At 41.8% G+C, this 16,514-nt stretch carries 17 protein-coding genes; 6 read left to right on the forward strand and 11 right to left on the reverse strand.

Annotated elements, in window-relative coordinates; all coding sequences use genetic code 11:
• Nucleotides 1–17: 17 nt before the first annotated feature.
• Together J7384_RS08390 and J7384_RS08395 are read right to left on the reverse strand one after the other, a co-directional pair.
• Nucleotides 18–3,071, reverse strand: a complete 3,054-nt coding sequence (locus tag J7384_RS08390; protein WP_209112984.1) for an efflux RND transporter permease subunit — start codon at nucleotides 3,069–3,071, stop codon at nucleotides 18–20.
• Between the two features lie 2 nt (nucleotides 3,072–3,073).
• Nucleotides 3,074–4,141, reverse strand: coding sequence for an efflux RND transporter periplasmic adaptor subunit (locus J7384_RS08395; RefSeq protein ID WP_209112986.1), 1,068 nt, complete (start codon nucleotides 4,139–4,141; stop codon nucleotides 3,074–3,076).
• A 223-nt stretch (nucleotides 4,142–4,364) separates the two neighbouring features.
• Here J7384_RS08395 and J7384_RS08400 point away from each other — a divergent pair, with 223 nt between their 5' ends.
• Complete coding sequence (locus J7384_RS08400) at nucleotides 4,365–4,991, forward strand: TetR/AcrR family transcriptional regulator (RefSeq protein WP_209112988.1); 627 nt, start codon at nucleotides 4,365–4,367, stop codon at nucleotides 4,989–4,991.
• 10 nt (nucleotides 4,992–5,001) lie between these two features.
• Here J7384_RS08400 and J7384_RS08405 read toward each other — a convergent pair whose 3' ends face one another.
• Nucleotides 5,002–5,430 carry a CBS domain-containing protein gene (locus J7384_RS08405; RefSeq protein WP_209112990.1) on the reverse strand — a complete coding sequence of 143 codons (429 nt, stop codon included), beginning with the start codon at nucleotides 5,428–5,430 and terminating at the stop codon, nucleotides 5,002–5,004.
• Nucleotides 5,431–5,645: 215 nt separating this feature from the next.
• Between J7384_RS08405 and J7384_RS08410 the strand changes: the two genes are divergently transcribed.
• From J7384_RS08410 to J7384_RS08425, 4 genes are read left to right on the forward strand one after another with little or no spacing between them, the layout of a single operon-like run.
• Nucleotides 5,646–6,350: a DUF1538 domain-containing protein gene (locus J7384_RS08410; RefSeq protein WP_209113212.1), complete on the forward strand. Its 705-nt coding sequence runs from the start codon at nucleotides 5,646–5,648 to the stop codon at nucleotides 6,348–6,350.
• Nucleotides 6,347–7,150, forward strand: a complete 804-nt coding sequence (locus J7384_RS08415) for a DUF1538 domain-containing protein (RefSeq protein ID WP_209112992.1) — start codon at nucleotides 6,347–6,349, stop codon at nucleotides 7,148–7,150. The genes J7384_RS08410 and J7384_RS08415 overlap by 4 nt, the downstream gene beginning before the upstream one ends.
• Nucleotides 7,151–7,191: 41 nt before the next feature.
• Nucleotides 7,192–7,542, forward strand: coding sequence for a P-II family nitrogen regulator (locus tag J7384_RS08420; protein WP_209112994.1), 351 nt, complete (start codon nucleotides 7,192–7,194; stop codon nucleotides 7,540–7,542).
• Nucleotides 7,539–7,943, forward strand: a complete 405-nt coding sequence (locus tag J7384_RS08425; RefSeq protein WP_348523857.1) for a CBS domain-containing protein — start codon at nucleotides 7,539–7,541, stop codon at nucleotides 7,941–7,943. The genes J7384_RS08420 and J7384_RS08425 overlap by 4 nt, the downstream gene beginning before the upstream one ends.
• A gap of 96 nt (nucleotides 7,944–8,039) precedes the next feature.
• Here J7384_RS08425 and J7384_RS08430 read toward each other — a convergent pair whose 3' ends face one another.
• From J7384_RS08430 to ubiE, 6 genes are all read right to left on the reverse strand, one after another.
• The gene (locus J7384_RS08430; protein WP_209112996.1) at nucleotides 8,040–9,317 is read right to left on the reverse strand and encodes a PD-(D/E)XK nuclease family protein; all 1,278 of its coding nucleotides are present in this window, start codon (nucleotides 9,315–9,317) and stop codon (nucleotides 8,040–8,042) included.
• Nucleotides 9,318–9,410: 93 nt separating this feature from the next.
• A complete protein-coding gene (locus J7384_RS08435; protein WP_209112998.1) occupies nucleotides 9,411–9,797 on the reverse strand; it encodes a hypothetical protein in 387 nt (128 codons plus the stop codon).
• 39 nt (nucleotides 9,798–9,836) lie between these two features.
• Nucleotides 9,837–10,775 (reverse strand): DUF3137 domain-containing protein, encoded by a 939-nt coding sequence (locus J7384_RS19675; RefSeq protein ID WP_209113000.1) that lies wholly within the window; start codon nucleotides 10,773–10,775, stop codon nucleotides 9,837–9,839.
• A gap of 25 nt (nucleotides 10,776–10,800) precedes the next feature.
• Nucleotides 10,801–12,462, reverse strand: coding sequence for a ubiquinone biosynthesis regulatory protein kinase UbiB (gene ubiB / locus J7384_RS08445; RefSeq protein WP_348523858.1), 1,662 nt, complete (start codon nucleotides 12,460–12,462; stop codon nucleotides 10,801–10,803).
• Between the two features lie 40 nt (nucleotides 12,463–12,502).
• Nucleotides 12,503–13,201 carry an SCP2 sterol-binding domain-containing protein gene (locus J7384_RS08450; protein ID WP_209113002.1) on the reverse strand — a complete coding sequence of 233 codons (699 nt, stop codon included), beginning with the start codon at nucleotides 13,199–13,201 and terminating at the stop codon, nucleotides 12,503–12,505.
• Nucleotides 13,202–13,203: 2 nt separating this feature from the next.
• Nucleotides 13,204–13,998 (reverse strand): bifunctional demethylmenaquinone methyltransferase/2-methoxy-6-polyprenyl-1,4-benzoquinol methylase UbiE, encoded by a 795-nt coding sequence (gene ubiE / locus J7384_RS08455; protein ID WP_209113004.1) that lies wholly within the window; start codon nucleotides 13,996–13,998, stop codon nucleotides 13,204–13,206.
• 255 nt (nucleotides 13,999–14,253) lie between these two features.
• On the opposite strand from ubiE, the gene J7384_RS08460 reads away from it, so the two are divergent.
• Complete coding sequence (locus J7384_RS08460; protein WP_209113006.1) at nucleotides 14,254–15,315, forward strand: hypothetical protein; 1,062 nt, start codon at nucleotides 14,254–14,256, stop codon at nucleotides 15,313–15,315.
• A gap of 286 nt (nucleotides 15,316–15,601) precedes the next feature.
• On the opposite strand, the gene J7384_RS08465 is transcribed toward J7384_RS08460, so the two are convergent.
• Both J7384_RS08465 and J7384_RS08470 read right to left on the reverse strand, forming a co-directional pair.
• Complete coding sequence (locus tag J7384_RS08465) at nucleotides 15,602–16,093, reverse strand: NYN domain-containing protein (RefSeq protein ID WP_247741701.1); 492 nt, start codon at nucleotides 16,091–16,093, stop codon at nucleotides 15,602–15,604.
• The gene (locus J7384_RS08470; protein ID WP_209113007.1) at nucleotides 16,093–16,446 is read right to left on the reverse strand and encodes a VOC family protein; all 354 of its coding nucleotides are present in this window, start codon (nucleotides 16,444–16,446) and stop codon (nucleotides 16,093–16,095) included. The genes J7384_RS08465 and J7384_RS08470 overlap by 1 nt, the downstream gene beginning before the upstream one ends.
• Between the last annotated feature and the right edge of the window lie 68 nt (nucleotides 16,447–16,514).

Consider the following 16,514-nt stretch of genomic DNA (forward strand, 5'->3'; position numbering starts at 1 on the left):
GTTTTATTTTGGTCGAATTAACCTTTTGGCGTACTGATCTTAAAGATTGAACAGTACACCAGTGGTACTACAACTAGGGTTAATACTGTCGCAACACCAAGACCCGCCATAATGACAATCGCCATACTAAAGAAGAAGTCATCGGCGATTAACGGAATCATACCCAGCACCGTGGTTAGTGCTGCCATTGAGACCGGACGAACACGACTCTTAGTGGCTTCAACAACCGCGTCGTAAGGCGCTTTACCGGCTTTAAGCTCAATGTTAATTTGCTCGACCAAGACGATACCGTTTTTCACCATCATACCCGTTAAGCTCAGTAGGCCAAGCAGTGCCATAAAGCCAAATGGTGCCCCAGCCACTAACATACCTAGGGTAACCCCGATAACGGCCAATGGTACCGACGCCCAAATTGCCAAACCAGCGCGGAACGAGTTAAACAGTAGTACGGTAATGATAAACATAATGAGGTAGCCTATCGGCAAACCGGCAAATACCGCTTTTTGAGCATCGTTCGCCGCTTCGTACTCACCGCCCCAGTCAATACTGTAACCTGCTGGTAAATCGAGTTGATCGATTTGCGGTTTAACAATTTGTAGCAAGTCATTGGCGGTGCGTTCGCCCATAATATCGTGGTCAGCAGTAACTACTAGACTGCGTTTACGGTCGCGACGAGCGATAATTGGGTCTTCCCAAATAATCTCAAAATCGTCAACCACTTGAGTAATTGGAATGTAACGTTGGTTGGCACGACTGAAAATTTGTAAGTCGAATAAACTGTCGATGCTTAAACGTTCTTCGTCAGGTAAACGGACAACAATCGGCAACAAGTCAGAGCCGTCGCGGTACAAACCAAAATTAGCACCTTCAAAACTTGCTTTGAGCAATTGGTCGACATCGCTTTTACTAACACCGACTCGACGGGCAGCTGCTTCGTTGATGATTGGACGAATCACTTTTACCTGTTGACGCCAGTCGTCGCGAATATTGCGAGCAAAGTCGACTTGTTCAAGAATTGCTTTCACTTTATCGGCTTGTACTCTTAAAACATCTGGCTCAGGACCTGAAATACGGACCTCGATTTTGGCATCAGTTGACGGGCCAATTTCTAGACGTTTTACCTTGTAAAATACGTCTGAATGGTTGTTATCCATGTACTCACGTAAGCTGAAAATACCTTGCTCGACATTTTCCAAATTATCCATGCGGACAATCATTTGGCTATAGGCCGAATACAAATTGGTTGCTTGGTAAGTGAGCATAAAGCGCAGCGCGCCACGGCCAACGGTTGTTGTTACCTGCTCAGTTCCATTGAACGACATAACCTCGCGCTCAATATCCTTAATCGCTTCGCTGTTGTAAACGATATCAGTACCTTGCTTATGCCAAACATCAATTAAGAACATTGGCGTGGTTGCCGGCGGGAAGAAGGCTTGTTTAACTTGGCTAAAACCAACAACGGCAGCGATCAGCGAAGCAAGTGTCGCGGTATAGAATACCGCTCGGTACTTCAGTGCGAAGTTTAAGATTGCAATGATAACGCCGTTTTTTTCTTCAACTTCAACTTTCTGATTCTGCTCTTGGTTATCATTGTCTTTAAAAAACAATGAGGCTAAAAACGGTGTAATGGTAATCGCCGTAATCCAGCTTAAAAATAGCGATATTAATAGTACCCAGTAGAGGCTGCCGGCAAATTCACCCGTTGCGTCACTCGATAAACCTATTGGCGCAAAAGCAGTAATCGCAATAATGGTTGCACCGAGCAGTGGCCATTGGGTTTGTTTGACTATGAGCGAAGCGGCTTCAACAATGGTTAAGCGGCGCTTTTGTCCGGACATAATACCTTCGGTAATAACAATCGCGTTATCAACCAACATCCCGAGGGCGATAATTAAGGCACCGAGTGAAATGCGTTGTAATTCAATTCCCATTTCTAGCATAAAGATAAAGGTACCCATCACAGTCATGAATAAGACCAGACCGATAATGGTGCCCGCTTGCCAACCCATAGAGAAAAACAGCACGATAATAACAATCGCGACCGCTGATACTAAGTTGAATAAGAAGTCATTAACTGAGTTTTCAACTTCAACTGGTTGGTTGTAAATAACGTCGATGTCTAGACCGATTGGTTGGTATGCCTTTAACTCATCGAGTTTCTGCGTGATTAAAGCACCAACATCAACAACGTTAACACCAGGGCCAAAAGAAACCCCCAATAAAAGCGCATTGTTGCCGTTGTAACGGGTAATGTTGCTTGGCATTTCACTGTATACGCGCGAGACGTTTGCGACATCACCAAGATAAATTAAGTTCGGGTTATTCGGCGAGCTAATAATTAAGCGATTGAGCTCTTCAATTGATTGAAATTCGCCAGAAGAATAAAAGCGTATGCGCTCAGAATTCAGTGCGATGCTACCAGCATCAGAAACGGTGTTTTGAGTATTGAGTATTTGGCTCAGTCGGTCGAGCGAGATACCCAGTGATGCCAATTTAGAGCGTGAGATTTCTACCACAACAATTTCGTTGCGTTCGCCTTGAATATCCACTTTACCGACACCGTTTACGGTAATCAGTTCGCGTTTAAGGAAATCGGCAAAGTTACTGAGATCTTTGTCGGTATAGTTATCACCTGATATCGATAACAGAACACCGAAAACATCGCCGAAATCATCGCGGATAAGGGGTTCGCTAACTCCAGGAGGGAAGCGAACATAAACGTCTAAAATACGTCGTCTAAGCTCGTCCCAGATTTGCTCTAACTCTTTTTTACGGTAAATCGACTTCATCTCAACGGTAATTTGCGATAAGCCCGATGAAGAGGTTGATTTAACGTTTTTCAAATAAGGTAAGCGTTGCAGCGCTTCCTCAAGTGGCAGGGTGACCTCTTCCTCTACCTGCTGCGGTGAAGCACCCGGATAGTTGGTAATAATTAACGCTTGTTTAATCGTAAACTGCGGATCTTCTAAGCGGCCAACATTTAGGAATGAGACAATACCGCCAATGATTAAGATAGCGATAACCAGCCAACTGGTGGTCGAGTTTTTAATGAAATACTTGGCGAAATCCATTTTTATAGGCCTCGCTCTTGCTGCCAAATCGAAACAGTAATGCCTTCGCGTAAACGATGAACACCAGCAACAACAATAACGTCACCAGCTTTTAAGCCTTCAGAAACTTCGATACCTTCAGAGTTAACCCCAGATACGGTTATTTTCTTGCTTTTTAGCTGCATATTCTCGTCAATTATCCATACATATGACGTTTCGCTATCACCAGGCTTAGTGAAAGTCGCTGTGTTAGGTATGGTGATTGCCGTGATTGGATTATTAACGACTTTGTCTAACTCAACGCGCACGGTTGCTGCCATGCCAGGCAATACATTGAAGTCTTCTGGCGCGGCCAAACTAAATACAACTTTAAATGAATTTGTTGATGCGTCAGGCTCTGTATTAAATTCTTTTAAGTCAGCTAGGAAAGACTTGCTTGGTTCATTTTCAAAAATAATGCTTGGGCGATAGTCATTGCCTTTGCGCAGGCGAAACATAATTGCTTCTGGCACTTGAATCGCGATGTCGATAACGTTTAGGTCTTGTGCGGTAATGATCGGTTGCTTGGCTTGGATACTCTCGAAATTTTCTAAGTGTACTTTAGCAACAGTCGTATCAAATGGTGCTTTCAGTACAGTGTATTCAAGTTCATTTTTGCGAGCTGAAAGCTGAGATTCAGCTGACTTAAAACGAGCATATGCGGTATCAAAGTCTGAGGCTGAAATTAATTTTTCATCAACTAGCTGCTCTGCACGTGAATACTGAGATTTGGCAAGGTCATAATCGGCTTGCGCGCGATCAACATTGAGTTTGTAATCTTTAGGGTCAAGAGTTGCGATAACGGCACCTTTGGCGACTCGCTGACCTGGTTTAACATCAAGTGTAATTAACTCACCTGGTACGCGAAACGATAGTACTGCGTTTTCAGTCGCTTCAACGAGTCCTGGAAAGTTGCGGATGTGATCAGCACTTTTTTCCGTCAAGGTAAATGCTTTGACGGGTCTAATAACTTCTTTTTGAACTTCAACGGTTTGTTCTGAACAAGCTGTAATAAGCAATGAAAAGAACAACGCCAAGTAAACTGTTTTCATCGGTTTTACCTATACTTAAAAGATTTTGTGCTACGTGTGTAAGGACTATCTAACCGCTCAAGTGGCGCTTAAAAGCCTAGTAGATCTTAGTTTAGCTGAACTTTGTTACCAGCTAATAACTATTTGAATTTAAATTAATCAATAATGGTACTACTCAGTACCGGAGCATTATGGTACTATCCAGTACCAATGTCAATCACCGTTTTATTTGGTTAAATGAAAAATGTCTGAAACAACCAGTAATTCAATTAAAAGTGCGTTATCTGAACGTGGTATTTTGGTACTTAAAGCTGCACAAGCGATGTTTTTGCAGCACGGCTATGATGCAACATCGTTAGAGATGGTGATCAAAGAGTCAGGTGGTTCACGTCGCACCATCTACAACGAATTTGGCAATAAAGAGGGTTTGTTTAAAGCGGTTATTTTGTCGAAAGTTGAAGATGTTCGTCTGCGACTTGATGATGTTTCAGAAGACGCTGATATTGAAACGACGCTTATCTATGTTTGTCGTCGATTTTTAAGCAGTATTTTAACACCAGAGTCATTGGCTATGTTTAGACTACTGATTAGCAAAGTTGATAAACTGCCGGATATTGGTCAAAGCGCTTATCAAGCAGGCCCTGTTACTAGTGTTGAACCTCTTGCTCAATATTTAGAAAGTCAGCGTCAAAAAGGTCTGTTAAGTTTTGATTGTGCAGACGAAGCAGGGCGGCTATTAGTTGGCATGGTTGATAATTCTATGCATATTCGCGCCATGATAGATCTGGACTATGTTCCGACCGAGCAGGAAATCGACCAGCAAGTGACTAGCGCGGTTAAGTTATTTTTATCTGGCGCGTTAAAGCGTTAGTTTTTTGAACTTAATCGGGCTGGCTTTTACTTTCTTGATACTGCTCTATGGCGATAAAGACATCTCGCCAGCCTAAAATACCCATAGGTTTGTTGTCTTCGTTGACGACAGGGATACAAGAAACCTTGTGTTGATTAAAAGTTTTAATTGCCTGATATAAACTCGCCTTAGGTGACAGTGTTACTAGTTGCCGATGCATAACTTGGTGGGCGCGCTTGTTTAGCGTCGCCAAATCGCGGGTTGTTTCCGCTGCCGTCCCCAATTTATGACTCAGCGCTTTTAGTAAGTCTCGATCTGAAATCACACCAACCAATTTATTATCTTCAACCACTAAAACATGGTGAAACTTGTGAGTTTGAAACAGTTCACGGACCTGCGCCAAGGTGTCATCCATGGCGACATTCACTAAGTTAGTTGTCATTAACTGCTCAATAATCATGATTAACGTTCCTTACACCTGAATGTTGATTGAGGTGGCTTGGCTATATCAACCAGTATAGCGGCTTGGGTTTTAGTAAAACAATCAACACATTGTAAAATTTTGACCAAAATCAACTTTTGCTAATTGATTAACAACTATACTATTTTGGTCATCTGATTTAATCGCCAAGGAACTTTGAATTGTCACAGACATTGAAAAAGCTGCTGCAATTTATGCTTGCCAGTATGAGAGATTTAGCACCGATTATCGCGGTGATTTTGTTCTTTCAACTGGTCATTATTCAACAGCCATTGCCTAATTTAGGGCAATTGTTAATTGGGGTGCTATTTGTCCTGTTGGGGCTAACCTTTTTTATCCACGGTCTTGAGCAAGGACTATTCCCAATTGGTGAAACTATGGCTCATGCCTTCGCCAAAAAGGGCAGTGTTTTTTGGCTCTTAGTATTTGCCTTTGCTTTGGGCTTTGGCACCACGGTCGCGGAGCCAGCACTGATTGCGGTTGCTGCTGAAGCAGCCAAAGTTGCCGCTAGTGGCGAGATGATCGCCAGTACTGAACAAGCGATGTCTGAATACGCCACAGGTTTGCGCTTTACGGTTGCTTTGTCGGTTGGTTTAGCGATAGTGCTTGGCGTTTTTCGCATTCTTAAAGGTTGGCCAATCCAGTGGTTGATTATCGGCGGTTATATTCTTGTTGTGATCATGACTATTTTCGCACCGGTCGAGATTATTGGTATTGCCTATGACTCTGGCGGTGTCACTACCTCAACGATTACAGTGCCTTTAGTCACTGCACTCGGGGTTGGCTTAGCGTCTTCAATTAAAGGGCGCAACCCGATGATTGACGGCTTTGGTTTGATTGCGCTGGCGTCGCTTACCCCAATGATTTTCGTTATGGCCTACGGCATGGTGATGTTATGAGTTTAATCGATATGCTAAGCCAAATCGGCACAACCATTCTTGCAACGGTTCGCGATGTGTTGCCGATTGCCGCTATTTTATTTGGTTTTCAATTTGCCATTATTCGCAAACCAATTCCAAACTTAGGCAAAGTGCTTGCGGGATTTGTTTGGGTACTTATCGGCTTGTCGCTATTTTTAATTGGTCTTGAGTGGGCGTTGTTTCCACTGGGCAAGTTAATGGCCCAGCAGCTTACCGACCCTGTCTTTATTTCTGGATTAACCGAGGCGGGCAGCGAAGCGCAAGCGGCAATTGAATTACATTGGCAAGATTATGCTTGGGTCTATGTCTTCGCCTTTTTAATTGGCTTTAGTACGACAATTGCAGAGCCATCTCTAATTGCGGTCGCGATTAAAGCGAATGAAGTTTCTGGTGGCGCGATTGGTATTTGGGGGTTGCGCATAGCGGTGGCGTTTGGTGTTGCCATTGGTATTTCACTCGGATGTTACCGCATTGTCGTCGGCGACCCTATTCATTGGTATATCCTAGTTGGTTATGTCGTTGTGGTTATTCAAACCGTATTTGCGCCTAAGCTTATCGTGCCATTGGCCTATGATTCAGGCGGCGTTACTACTTCAACGGTTACCGTGCCTTTAGTTGCCGCACTTGGCTTGGGTTTGGCTGAAACCGTACCCGGCAGAAGCCCGCTAATCGATGGTTTTGGCTTAATTGCCTTTGCTAGCTTATTTCCGATTATGTCTGTAATGGCTTACGCCCAATTATCTGAATTTATTGCTAAACGAGCAAAAACTCAGTCCTAAACAAATTTATTGATAAATGCCGCAAAGGCATGGAGAGAACAATGCATTTTAAAGCGATAATAGTGTTCGTTGAAGATAGCGTCACTGACGATGTTATGGCTGCAGCGCGTGAAGCGGGTGCTACAGGGGCGACTGTAATCAGCAATGCGCGTGGTGAAGGGTTAAAGCAAAGCAAAACATTTTTTGGCTTGAGTTTAGAGAGTCAACGAGATGTTTTGATGTTTTTAGTTGAAGAACACCTGAGTAGAAAAATATTGGAAACCATCGCCAAAGTCGGTGAATTCGATGAGAAACCAGGCACCGGAATTGCGTTTCAAGTTGATGTTGAAGATGCCGTGGGAGTTAGCCATCAAATTAGTCAATTAAGTTCAACTGTGGAGAATGAACTGTGAGTACAGATAATCGAGTAAAAGCAAAAGATGTAATGTCGCAAGACTTTGTCATGCTTGATGGCATGCAAACGGCACGCGATGCCATTGTTGCCATGAAAGAGCACAATACTGAAGTTGTCATCGTTAAAAAACGCGATCAGCACGACGCTTATGGCATTGTTATTTTGGCAGATATTGCCAAACAAGTGCTTGCGAAAGATAAGTCACTAGATCGGGTTAATATTTATGAAATTATGGCAAAACCTGTTATTACAGTACCACCCGAAATGGACGTTCGTTACTGTGCTCGTTTGTTTGAGCGCTTTAATATCTCTTGTGCGCCAGTGATTGAAGCAGAAGAAATTCTCGGTTTAGCAGGTTATCGCGAATTATTGCTTAAAGAATTTGAAGCTTTGAGTTAATACTATTAGGCAATGTGTACTTGGTCTGACAGCAGTAATCTAAATTAAGTAACTGTCAGATCAAGTGTAAGCTAGGATCGCTTTTGGGCAAGAAAGCTATAGATCTAGATCTTTAATTGCTTTTTCAAACTCGTTGATTTTTTTACACATATCATTTCCGTCTTCAAGTTCAATTTTTTCCATATCAGTGATTAAGTCTAAGTGTCTATACTTCCAGTTACTTTGACGCTTCATTTGATATATATCAGCAACACGTTCAGTTATGCTGTGGTATCTTTCGTCTCCCCTGCGACTTACATTTATTGATAACTTGTAAAATACCGAACCGACCTCATTTTTAGTTCTTTCAAATTTTAGGTAATAAGGCCATGCACCTGATGATGGTTGATGCTTTTTATACATCAATATGACTGAATCGTAGTAAATACAAGTTACAAAATGTGGAAAGCTTTTGGTTAATTCTTCATTGAATAAATCAAATTCATTTAAGCCGTGTAGATGAGCAAAAATTTCATGATTTTGTTGAATCACTTCACATATTTTAAGCTCTTCACTTTTTAGCTTACACTTGGGAATAATTTTTCCAAAAAATACATCTGGTGTTATATTGATTAACGCTATATTTTTATTGCCAACTTTAATTTTTTCTGTTTCAAGTGCTCTGATTGTATTACAGTGCGATTTTGAGATTTGGTTTAATTTAGAGTTAAATTCCCGGTAGTAAGGCTCACGTTTTTCAGACCAATCACCAAAAACGTATTGACATAGATCTTTTAATTGGATTTCTTGTTTGTTGTTTAAAAGCCCTCGATTAAACAAGTCGTCTAAAGCATCTTCCAACCATGTATCATCAATATGAACGAAGCGGTCATCATATTCTTCATGATGTTTTAAGTAGCTATCAGATAATATGAAAACTTTATTCCACTTTTCATAGTTACTATCCACCCAATCAGCGTAGCTTTTTAGTTGGTTATTGTGGACACTTGTGCCGTCTTTACGCTCTATGACAATCACTGTTTTTTCATTTGGAATAAAAACAGCTATGTCTATTCGTCCCTTTCCAGTGCTCAACTCACGGATTATTTTCGAGTTTGAAGTTGAAAGAGTCGCGATGTTAAATAGAGATTTAAAGTTTTTGATTTGCTCAGGTGATGCTGAATTGCAAGTGTAATTTAGTAACGCCTTCAAAAAGTAGCCATTTAATTGGTGAGAGGCAGCAGGATTCAATAACCAGGATAAAATGTCTGATTTTCTGTTTTCATCCATTGTTATCAACTCAAATACTGAATCTTCGCTACAGCGAGTTGATAAAGCTTGAAAATCTTTGTCAAAGGTTAAATTACACAAGTCATTCAATAGGTTTTTTTTCATTGTATTAACTCAAAAGGTTGTGTTGATGCAGCCTAGGTTGTTAATTAAGTGTTTTTTAGAGTAAGAGAGTGTCTATGCTAGCGAGCATGAAACTTATAGATATTTAAAAATCGCCTCAACGCCATTGCCAATTGGGTCTTTGAAGAACAACTGATGGGCCTTTATATCCGCCAAGTATACCGCTTGATACTCAATGGCTTGTTGTTCAAGTTGTTGAACTAAATTATCTTTTTCGGTCAGTGATACTTCAAAGGCGATGTGATCTAAATATTGATTAGCAACAGGTGCTTGGTGTTGATTGCTTTCAGTGAGATGAATCAACGCGTCTTGGTCATTGCCTGCTGGATAAAGCCAAAAACCACGGCGAGCAAAGTTTGGGCGAGGACCTACTTCAACATTAAACAGCCGACAGTAGAAATTTTTCACTTCCAGCAAAACAGGGTACGGTGCGCTGATGTTAATATGATCAATTCTTAACACTAAATCATCTTCCTTGTTTAAATCGAAACTCTATCTGTGTCAGTCGCTATAATTTGACTTAATTCCTAACTCCTGCAAGAAGCTAGTAAAAAATACTAAGTCTTGAAATAGTGCTTCAATAGTTTCAAAGTCAGTCACAGCTGTATTCAGAACAGGCTCAAATAAATCCCTACTTTCGGGGATTGCAATGTAAACATTTTGGTCAACAAAAGACAAAGACAACGGGATACTTTGCTTTTGATTTCGATATCCAACCAATTTCATCATCAGCTCATGCGTTAAAATTTGTAATATAGCATCAGGCGCTGAGCTTATAACGGTGAAATTCTGGCTAAATTCATTTTCTGGCAATGCTACTTTTTGACCAAAGCGGGTCTTGCTCAAATGACCAAATAGTTTTTCTTTAATTCCTTGCGTACTACTTTCTTGCGGCAATATATAACTGCAATGAGAAAAAGGCATGTCGCATTGCGCTTTTAGGAACAAGCCTTTAAAAATAGGTTTTCGCTGCGAGCCACCTTGTTCTGCAAGAAAAATTTGGCTAACGCAAAGCTCTGACATTTCAACCTGAAAACCACCGAGCTCGCCATTAATAAGATCTTCACCGTGGTAGCTATCTATTTTTTTATCGTACAGGCCGCTTTTTTCAAACCATTCTTGCGTGATAAATTTGTTTTTATGCCAACGCAGTGACGGGTTAATTTCATTCAACAGAGTCGACATAATGTGTTTTTTATAACGAGCTCGGTATTTATCCCAACTCAATTTAAAAGCAACGGTGCAATATATCATAATTGCAGACAGCACTATCAATAGTAGTGCGGAATCGAATCCTGAAAATACCGTAATAAAAAACGCTCCAACAAAAAGGACAAGTGCGTTTTTCTTTTTTAATGTCGCTAAGCGAAGATCTTCTAATGGTGCTAACTTGGGCTTTAAATGTTGCTCGAATAGCAGCTTTAACTGTTCAGTATCCACTTTTCCCCTAACTAGCCAATACGTCTTAGCTTGTGAGCGCTCGATAGCCAAATATTGTCGCTAACAGAGCGCTGGTTGCAGTCAGAACATCACTACCCGATTGATAAAACAAGGCGCTGCTTACGACTAAGCCGGCAGCGACAATACCTGAAACCAGTTTTTGGTGTTGCTGCGTTTGGTTTTGTTTTAATTCGTTTAGCAGGCGCGCTTGTTCCAACTGGGCTTGGCGGCCTGATTTTAAATAGTCGTATACCAAGTCTGGCATTTCCGGCAGTTTTTCATTCCAAAACGGCAAATTTTCTTTAATTTTAGTGAATACCGCTTGAACACCCATTTGTTCTTTGACCCAGTTTTCCAAAAACGGTTTCGCGGTTTGCCAGAGATCGAGTTGTGGGTAAAGTTGTCGGCCTAAACCTTCAATGTAAAGCAAGGTTTTTTGCAGTAACACCAGCTGAGGTTGTACTTCCATATTGAAACGGCGGGCGGTGTTAAACAGGTTGACTAACACTTGGCCAAACGAAATTTCCGACAGCGGCTTTTCGAATATCGGCTCGCAAACGGTGCGAATGGCAAATTCAAATTCGTCGACGTTAGTACTCGCTGGCACCCAACCTGAGTCGACGTGTAACTCGGCAACCTTGCGGTAGTCGCGATTGAAAAAGGCGACAAAATTTTCAGCTAAATAGCGTTTATCTTCCCGTTGCAGGGTGCCGACAATACCGCAGTCAATGGCAATCCATGTGGGATCGGCAGGGTTAGTGGTATCGACAAAAACATTGCCGGGGTGCATATCAGCGTGGAAAAAACTGTCGCGGAACACTTGGGTAAAAAACACTTCGACACCGCGTTCAGCGAGTAATTTCATGTCGACGCCAAGCGCGTGCATAGTCTCAACTTCACCAACACCAACACCGTAAATACGCTCCATCACCAACACGTTTTTGTGACAGTATTGGCTAAATATTTCCGGAACGTACAAGATATTGTCTTGCTCGTGACCTTGATTAAAATTACGTTTTAGTTGAATCGCATTGGCAGCTTCGCGCAGTAAATCGAGTTCATCAATAATGGTTTTGCGATATTCATTAACCACTTCTTTGGGGCGAAGGCGCTTGCCGTCGGGCAGCCAACGGGCAACAACGCCGGCGAACAGTTGCATCACATTAATGTCAGCCAAAATGATTTTGTCGATACCCGGGCGCAGTACTTTAATCACTACTTTTTGTTGTTGCTGTTCGCTAGTTTCGTTTTCAGCGTCTGAAGTTAACAGAGTTGCGGTGTGGACTTGAGCAATTGATGCCGACGCTAGTGGTGTGGTATCAAATTCGCCAAAAACGCTGTTAAAAACCTCTTCACCGAGGGCGTCTATGATGATTTGTTTGGCTTGTTCGCCATCAAAAGGCGTGACTTGGTCTTGCAACAAGGCAAGCTCGTTAGCGAAGTCGTCAGGCAGTAAATCGCGGCGTGTTGACAACATTTGGCCAAACTTGATAAAGACTGGGCCAAGTGCTTCAATTGCTAAGCGAAAACGCAGGGCTAAAGGCTTGTCTTTGTGCTTGTTACCGAGCCAAAACAGACTCAGGCGCAGTGGCTTAATGTACCAAGGCAGTGACTTTTCCGGCAGTAGTTCGTCGAGACCATAGTGCAAAAATGTTTTAACGATTTGGTAAAGTCTAACGCTGCTCACAGAAATCCTTAATGGCTTTTCACTGTTGATATGATGGGAATTATTCGGTTGTCGCTGTTTTCAAATCAGCTTTTGTGGCTTTTGATTTTTGTGCAAGTGTCGCAATTCGCTGTTCAAGTGCCTCAAGTTCGTTAACTACTTGTTTAACACCTTGATTAAAATTTGCTAATTCGTATTCAGTGACTACGAGTTTTTGCTCGTGAATCAACCATTCACTGGCGTCGCTCGTTACTTGTTGTTTGGCAAAATTTAGTTTACCAGAGATGTTTTCTAACAACTGACCTAGCTTAAAGGTTGGCACGTCGCCAATGTGTTTGGCGAGTTCTGATTGCCAGTCGATATTAATACTCTCTGCAATACTGGCAAACTGTTGAGCAAGTTTGAGATCACCCTGAACGTCGAGTTTTTCTTGTTTGATTAACTCAGTCAGCTGTTGTTCGTTTTTCAGTTGCCACAGCGTTTGTAAGCTGGTTTTGATATGGCAATCACTGCCGAGTTGGCTAAGGCTTTCGGCGTTATCTTGTTCAGCGAGTTCAAGGCTTGATACTAATACCTTGCCATCACTGACTGCAATCACGAACGGCGCGTTAAATTCAGCTAACTCAACCGAGAGGCGTTTACCCTCGAGTTGTAGCCAAAGTTGGCTGCGTTTTTCTTGTGAACTATTCAAGCTCAGCGCTTTGTTGATAACAACTTCAAGCGCGCCACAAAGCGCTTGTTGCGGCATTATAAAACTCATAGCTAGAACTTATAGCCTTTGTGCAATGCGACAATACCACCAGTCAGGTTTTTATAGTTCGTTTGCTCAAAACCGGCGTTGTTCATCATGTCTTTGAGTGTTTCTTGATCTGGGTGCATGCGAATTGATTCAGCTAAGTACTGGTAGCTATCGCCGTCTTTCGCCACTAAGTCACCCATCTTCGGCAAAATATTAAACGAGTAAAAATCGTAAGCTTTGTTGAGTAATTCGTGTTCTGGTTTTGAAAACTCTAGTACCAGTAAACGGCCGCCTGGCTTTAATACTGAATAAATTGAGCGCAGTGCTTTGTCTTTATCGGTGACGTTGCGCAGGCCAAAAGCAATTGTCACTACGTCAAAGGTGTTTTCTTCAAATGGCAGCGCTTCGGCATTTGCTTGCACGTATTCGATGTTTTGTACCAAGCCGCGATCCCTTAATTTATCGCGACCAACATTGAGCATAGAGCTGTTGATATCGGCTAAAATAACCTTGCCATCGCGCCCTACCAACTGAGAAAACTTAGCGGTTAAATCACCAGTACCACCGGCCAAATCAAGTACCTTATTACCCGGTCGAACACCGCTGGCATCAATGGTAAAGCGCTTCCACAAGCGGTGAATACCAAATGACATTAAATCGTTCATGATGTCGTACTGTTTAGCGACCGAATGGAAAACATCGGCAACCATTGAAGCTTTTTCACTGCTCTCGACAGTTTTATAGCCAAAATGGGTGGTATTGTCCTGATTGTGTTGGTTTTCGGTTGCTGATTGGTCTGCGTTGGTTTGCTCTGACATCTGGGTTCACTAACTTCGCTAAAATTAGCTCTAGTTTACTGCATGCGCTTAAAATCAACAATGTTAACTAGGTATGATGAAGGATGTTGTTTTTTTGTAATATAAAGAAAAGTGGCTTTTGTTGTTGTTTTGTTATTGTTTTGTTATTGTTTTGTTTGTCTTCTTTGGTTAGTATGCGCTTCGTAGCCAATAAACAGGGAACCTAGGCTACCTGTCTATTGGTGTGCGCTTTCAACAAATTTAAAGGATTTATTCATGACACCAATAAAAAGTATTTTATATTCTAGTCTTTTTCTATCCTCTTTCACCACGGTAGCTGCAGATCGATTAGCTTATGAAGATAAGATTGCTGCATGTAATCAAATAGATGGTATTAAAATATATAATGATACTGGTCGATATGGTATTTTTGGCCAGATGGTAAACTTTCATTTAATCAAAAACGATGATGTATCACATATGTTGATTGGTACATCCCAACAAATTTCAAATAAAAAGCAGTTTTATTGTGAGTTTCCTGATTTTAATGCTAAAAGTTGTTTGTATGGCACTGGTCAATATTCATATTGGGAGGCGAGTGATAGCCCCAACGTGGAACCCAATCTCATTAGAAACTGGGAAAAAGATGGATATTTAAATAGAGCTGCACGTGATTTTGACTACAGGAGTAACATTCGAGGCACGAAGTACATAACTACTGTTGTAACGGAAAGGGAATTCAAAACATTGATTAGAAAAGGTGTGCCGGCTCCTAAGCATGATTTACCTGAAGGTATGGCATTTGAATTTCCTACAGTACCATTTTTTCATGGTTTTCCTTGGTTAAATGAAAAAATATCTGACGGCATTGCTAGTCTTATTAGAAAACAAAATAATGATGGTAGTATTCCTGATGAGCACGCCCACATACCAATGTGCGATTCTGTAAAAGTTCACGTTCAGAACCCACCGACAATATCAAAAGGTAATATGAGTACTTTTTCTACTAGTGCGGTACCGTTTAATGCGACGGTAAACTATACGTATGATACAGAATACTCTTATGCAGCGCTAAATAATAAGCCACTTAAATTCACTTGGATCTTTCAAAATATAGACTACCCATCTGTACCGAGAGATATTGTAACAACTAGCACACCTTATTTGAGAAACTTTTCTCCTCGAACCTCTGGAGAGCATAGGGTCAGAGTCAAAATAAGTGATGGTAGGTTTTCGGCAACTACCGATATGGGATACGTAATGTTTAGACTCGGTACCTCTGGAGGCGGTGGAGGTGGAAGTACCTGTGGGCCGTCAGGCTGTGGGCAAATTCGCTAAACATTGAGATTCTCTATTGTTGTTAAAAGTAGTTATTTAATAGGGGGACTTGAAGTATTAGAGGGGGAAAACTACCCTTCTAATACTTCTGAGGTTTAATTTAATTTGGTAATTTGTTGTGATTAGCTTGGTAAACTAAAAGTGGCGACTGGTTAGCAAAGTCAAAAATAGCTTTAGTGATAGAACTGTTTACTTGTTCTGTTATTCCTAACGCCTTTCTTAAATTCTTTATCATACATCACAAATAGTGCAGATCCTTGTACTAAAAAATCACAACAAATTTGACTTAAAGCAACAAGCTGCGATCTATCGGGGTAAAGCTGTCCGCGGCATCAATTAAGCTTTGCGCGGTTAAACGCTCAACGCCGTAAACTTGGCTTTGGCATTGGTACTTAGCTCGCGCTCTTTGCAGCAATAAATCAAAGTCGCCGTCGCCAGAGAGCAAGATGATTTTGTCGACATCTGCTGCAGCTTCAATGGCATCGAGGGTTATGCCAACGTCCCAGTCACCTTTGGCTGAGCCGTCTTGGCGTTGGATAAAGGGCTTGAGTTTTACGTTGAAACCGATGTGTTTGAGTGCGGTTTGAAACTTGTGTTGTTGGTCATCGCTGCGCTGGATTGCGTAGGCGTTTGCGACAACCACTTGGCCTTGTTGGCTAATATGCTGCCAAAACGCTCGGTAATTAAACTGAGCGCCAAAAGCATCGCGGCAGGTGTAGTAAATATTTTGCACATCAACAAAGATAGCGATTTTGCTTATAGCGCTTTTATCAACCATTATTCTGACTTAGTCCATACCGCCAATTCGTTACCACTTGGCTCGATAAAGTGGAATCGACGGCCGCCTGGGAAGTCAAAAATTGCTTTAGCGATAGTCCCACCGGCGTGCTCAACCGCTGCTTGGGTTTGTTCTAGGTTATCGCTGTACAACACGACAAGGGCCGAGCCTTGTGATTGCTGACCAGAGGGTTCGGCGCGGTAAAAGCCACCTTCAAGTCCCGATTGTGAAAAGGCGGTATAGTCTGGGCCGTAATCTGTAAATGACCAGCCAAAAACGTCATTAAAAAATACCTTAGTTTGTGCCAAATCACTGGCGGCTAGTTCGACATAGTTGATGTGGTGGTGAGACATTTTAGTTACCTTATTTAGTAATAATACCGACATTAACAAATCAAGGTAATATCGTCTACATAAGCCGA

Source organism: Endozoicomonas sp. G2_1 (assembly GCF_017744155.1).
GTDB lineage: Bacteria > Pseudomonadota > Gammaproteobacteria > Enterobacterales > Alteromonadaceae > JAGHQT01.

Bases quoted from the DNA above. Each gene is read 5' to 3' on its own strand.
- J7384_RS08390 (WP_209112984.1), bottom strand. From the start codon at position 3,071: ATGGATTTCGCCAAGTATTTCATTAAAAACTCGACCACCAGTTGGCTG.
- J7384_RS08395 (WP_209112986.1), bottom strand. From the start codon at position 4,141: ATGAAAACAGTTTACTTGGCGTTGTTCTTTTCATTGCTTATTACAGCT.
- J7384_RS08400 (WP_209112988.1), top strand. From the start codon at position 4,365: ATGTCTGAAACAACCAGTAATTCAATTAAAAGTGCGTTATCTGAACGT.
- J7384_RS08405 (WP_209112990.1), bottom strand. From the start codon at position 5,430: ATGATTATTGAGCAGTTAATGACAACTAACTTAGTGAATGTCGCCATG.
- J7384_RS08410 (WP_209113212.1), top strand. From the start codon at position 5,646: ATGCTTGCCAGTATGAGAGATTTAGCACCGATTATCGCGGTGATTTTG.
- J7384_RS08415 (WP_209112992.1), top strand. From the start codon at position 6,347: ATGAGTTTAATCGATATGCTAAGCCAAATCGGCACAACCATTCTTGCA.
- J7384_RS08420 (WP_209112994.1), top strand. From the start codon at position 7,192: ATGCATTTTAAAGCGATAATAGTGTTCGTTGAAGATAGCGTCACTGAC.
- J7384_RS08430 (WP_209112996.1), bottom strand. From the start codon at position 9,317: ATGAAAAAAAACCTATTGAATGACTTGTGTAATTTAACCTTTGACAAA.
- J7384_RS08450 (WP_209113002.1), bottom strand. From the start codon at position 13,201: ATGAGTTTTATAATGCCGCAACAAGCGCTTTGTGGCGCGCTTGAAGTT.
- ubiE (WP_209113004.1), bottom strand. From the start codon at position 13,998: ATGTCAGAGCAAACCAACGCAGACCAATCAGCAACCGAAAACCAACAC.
- J7384_RS08460 (WP_209113006.1), top strand. From the start codon at position 14,254: ATGACACCAATAAAAAGTATTTTATATTCTAGTCTTTTTCTATCCTCT.
- J7384_RS08465 (WP_247741701.1), bottom strand. From the start codon at position 16,093: ATGGTTGATAAAAGCGCTATAAGCAAAATCGCTATCTTTGTTGATGTG.
- J7384_RS08470 (WP_209113007.1), bottom strand. From the start codon at position 16,446: ATGTCTCACCACCACATCAACTATGTCGAACTAGCCGCCAGTGATTTG.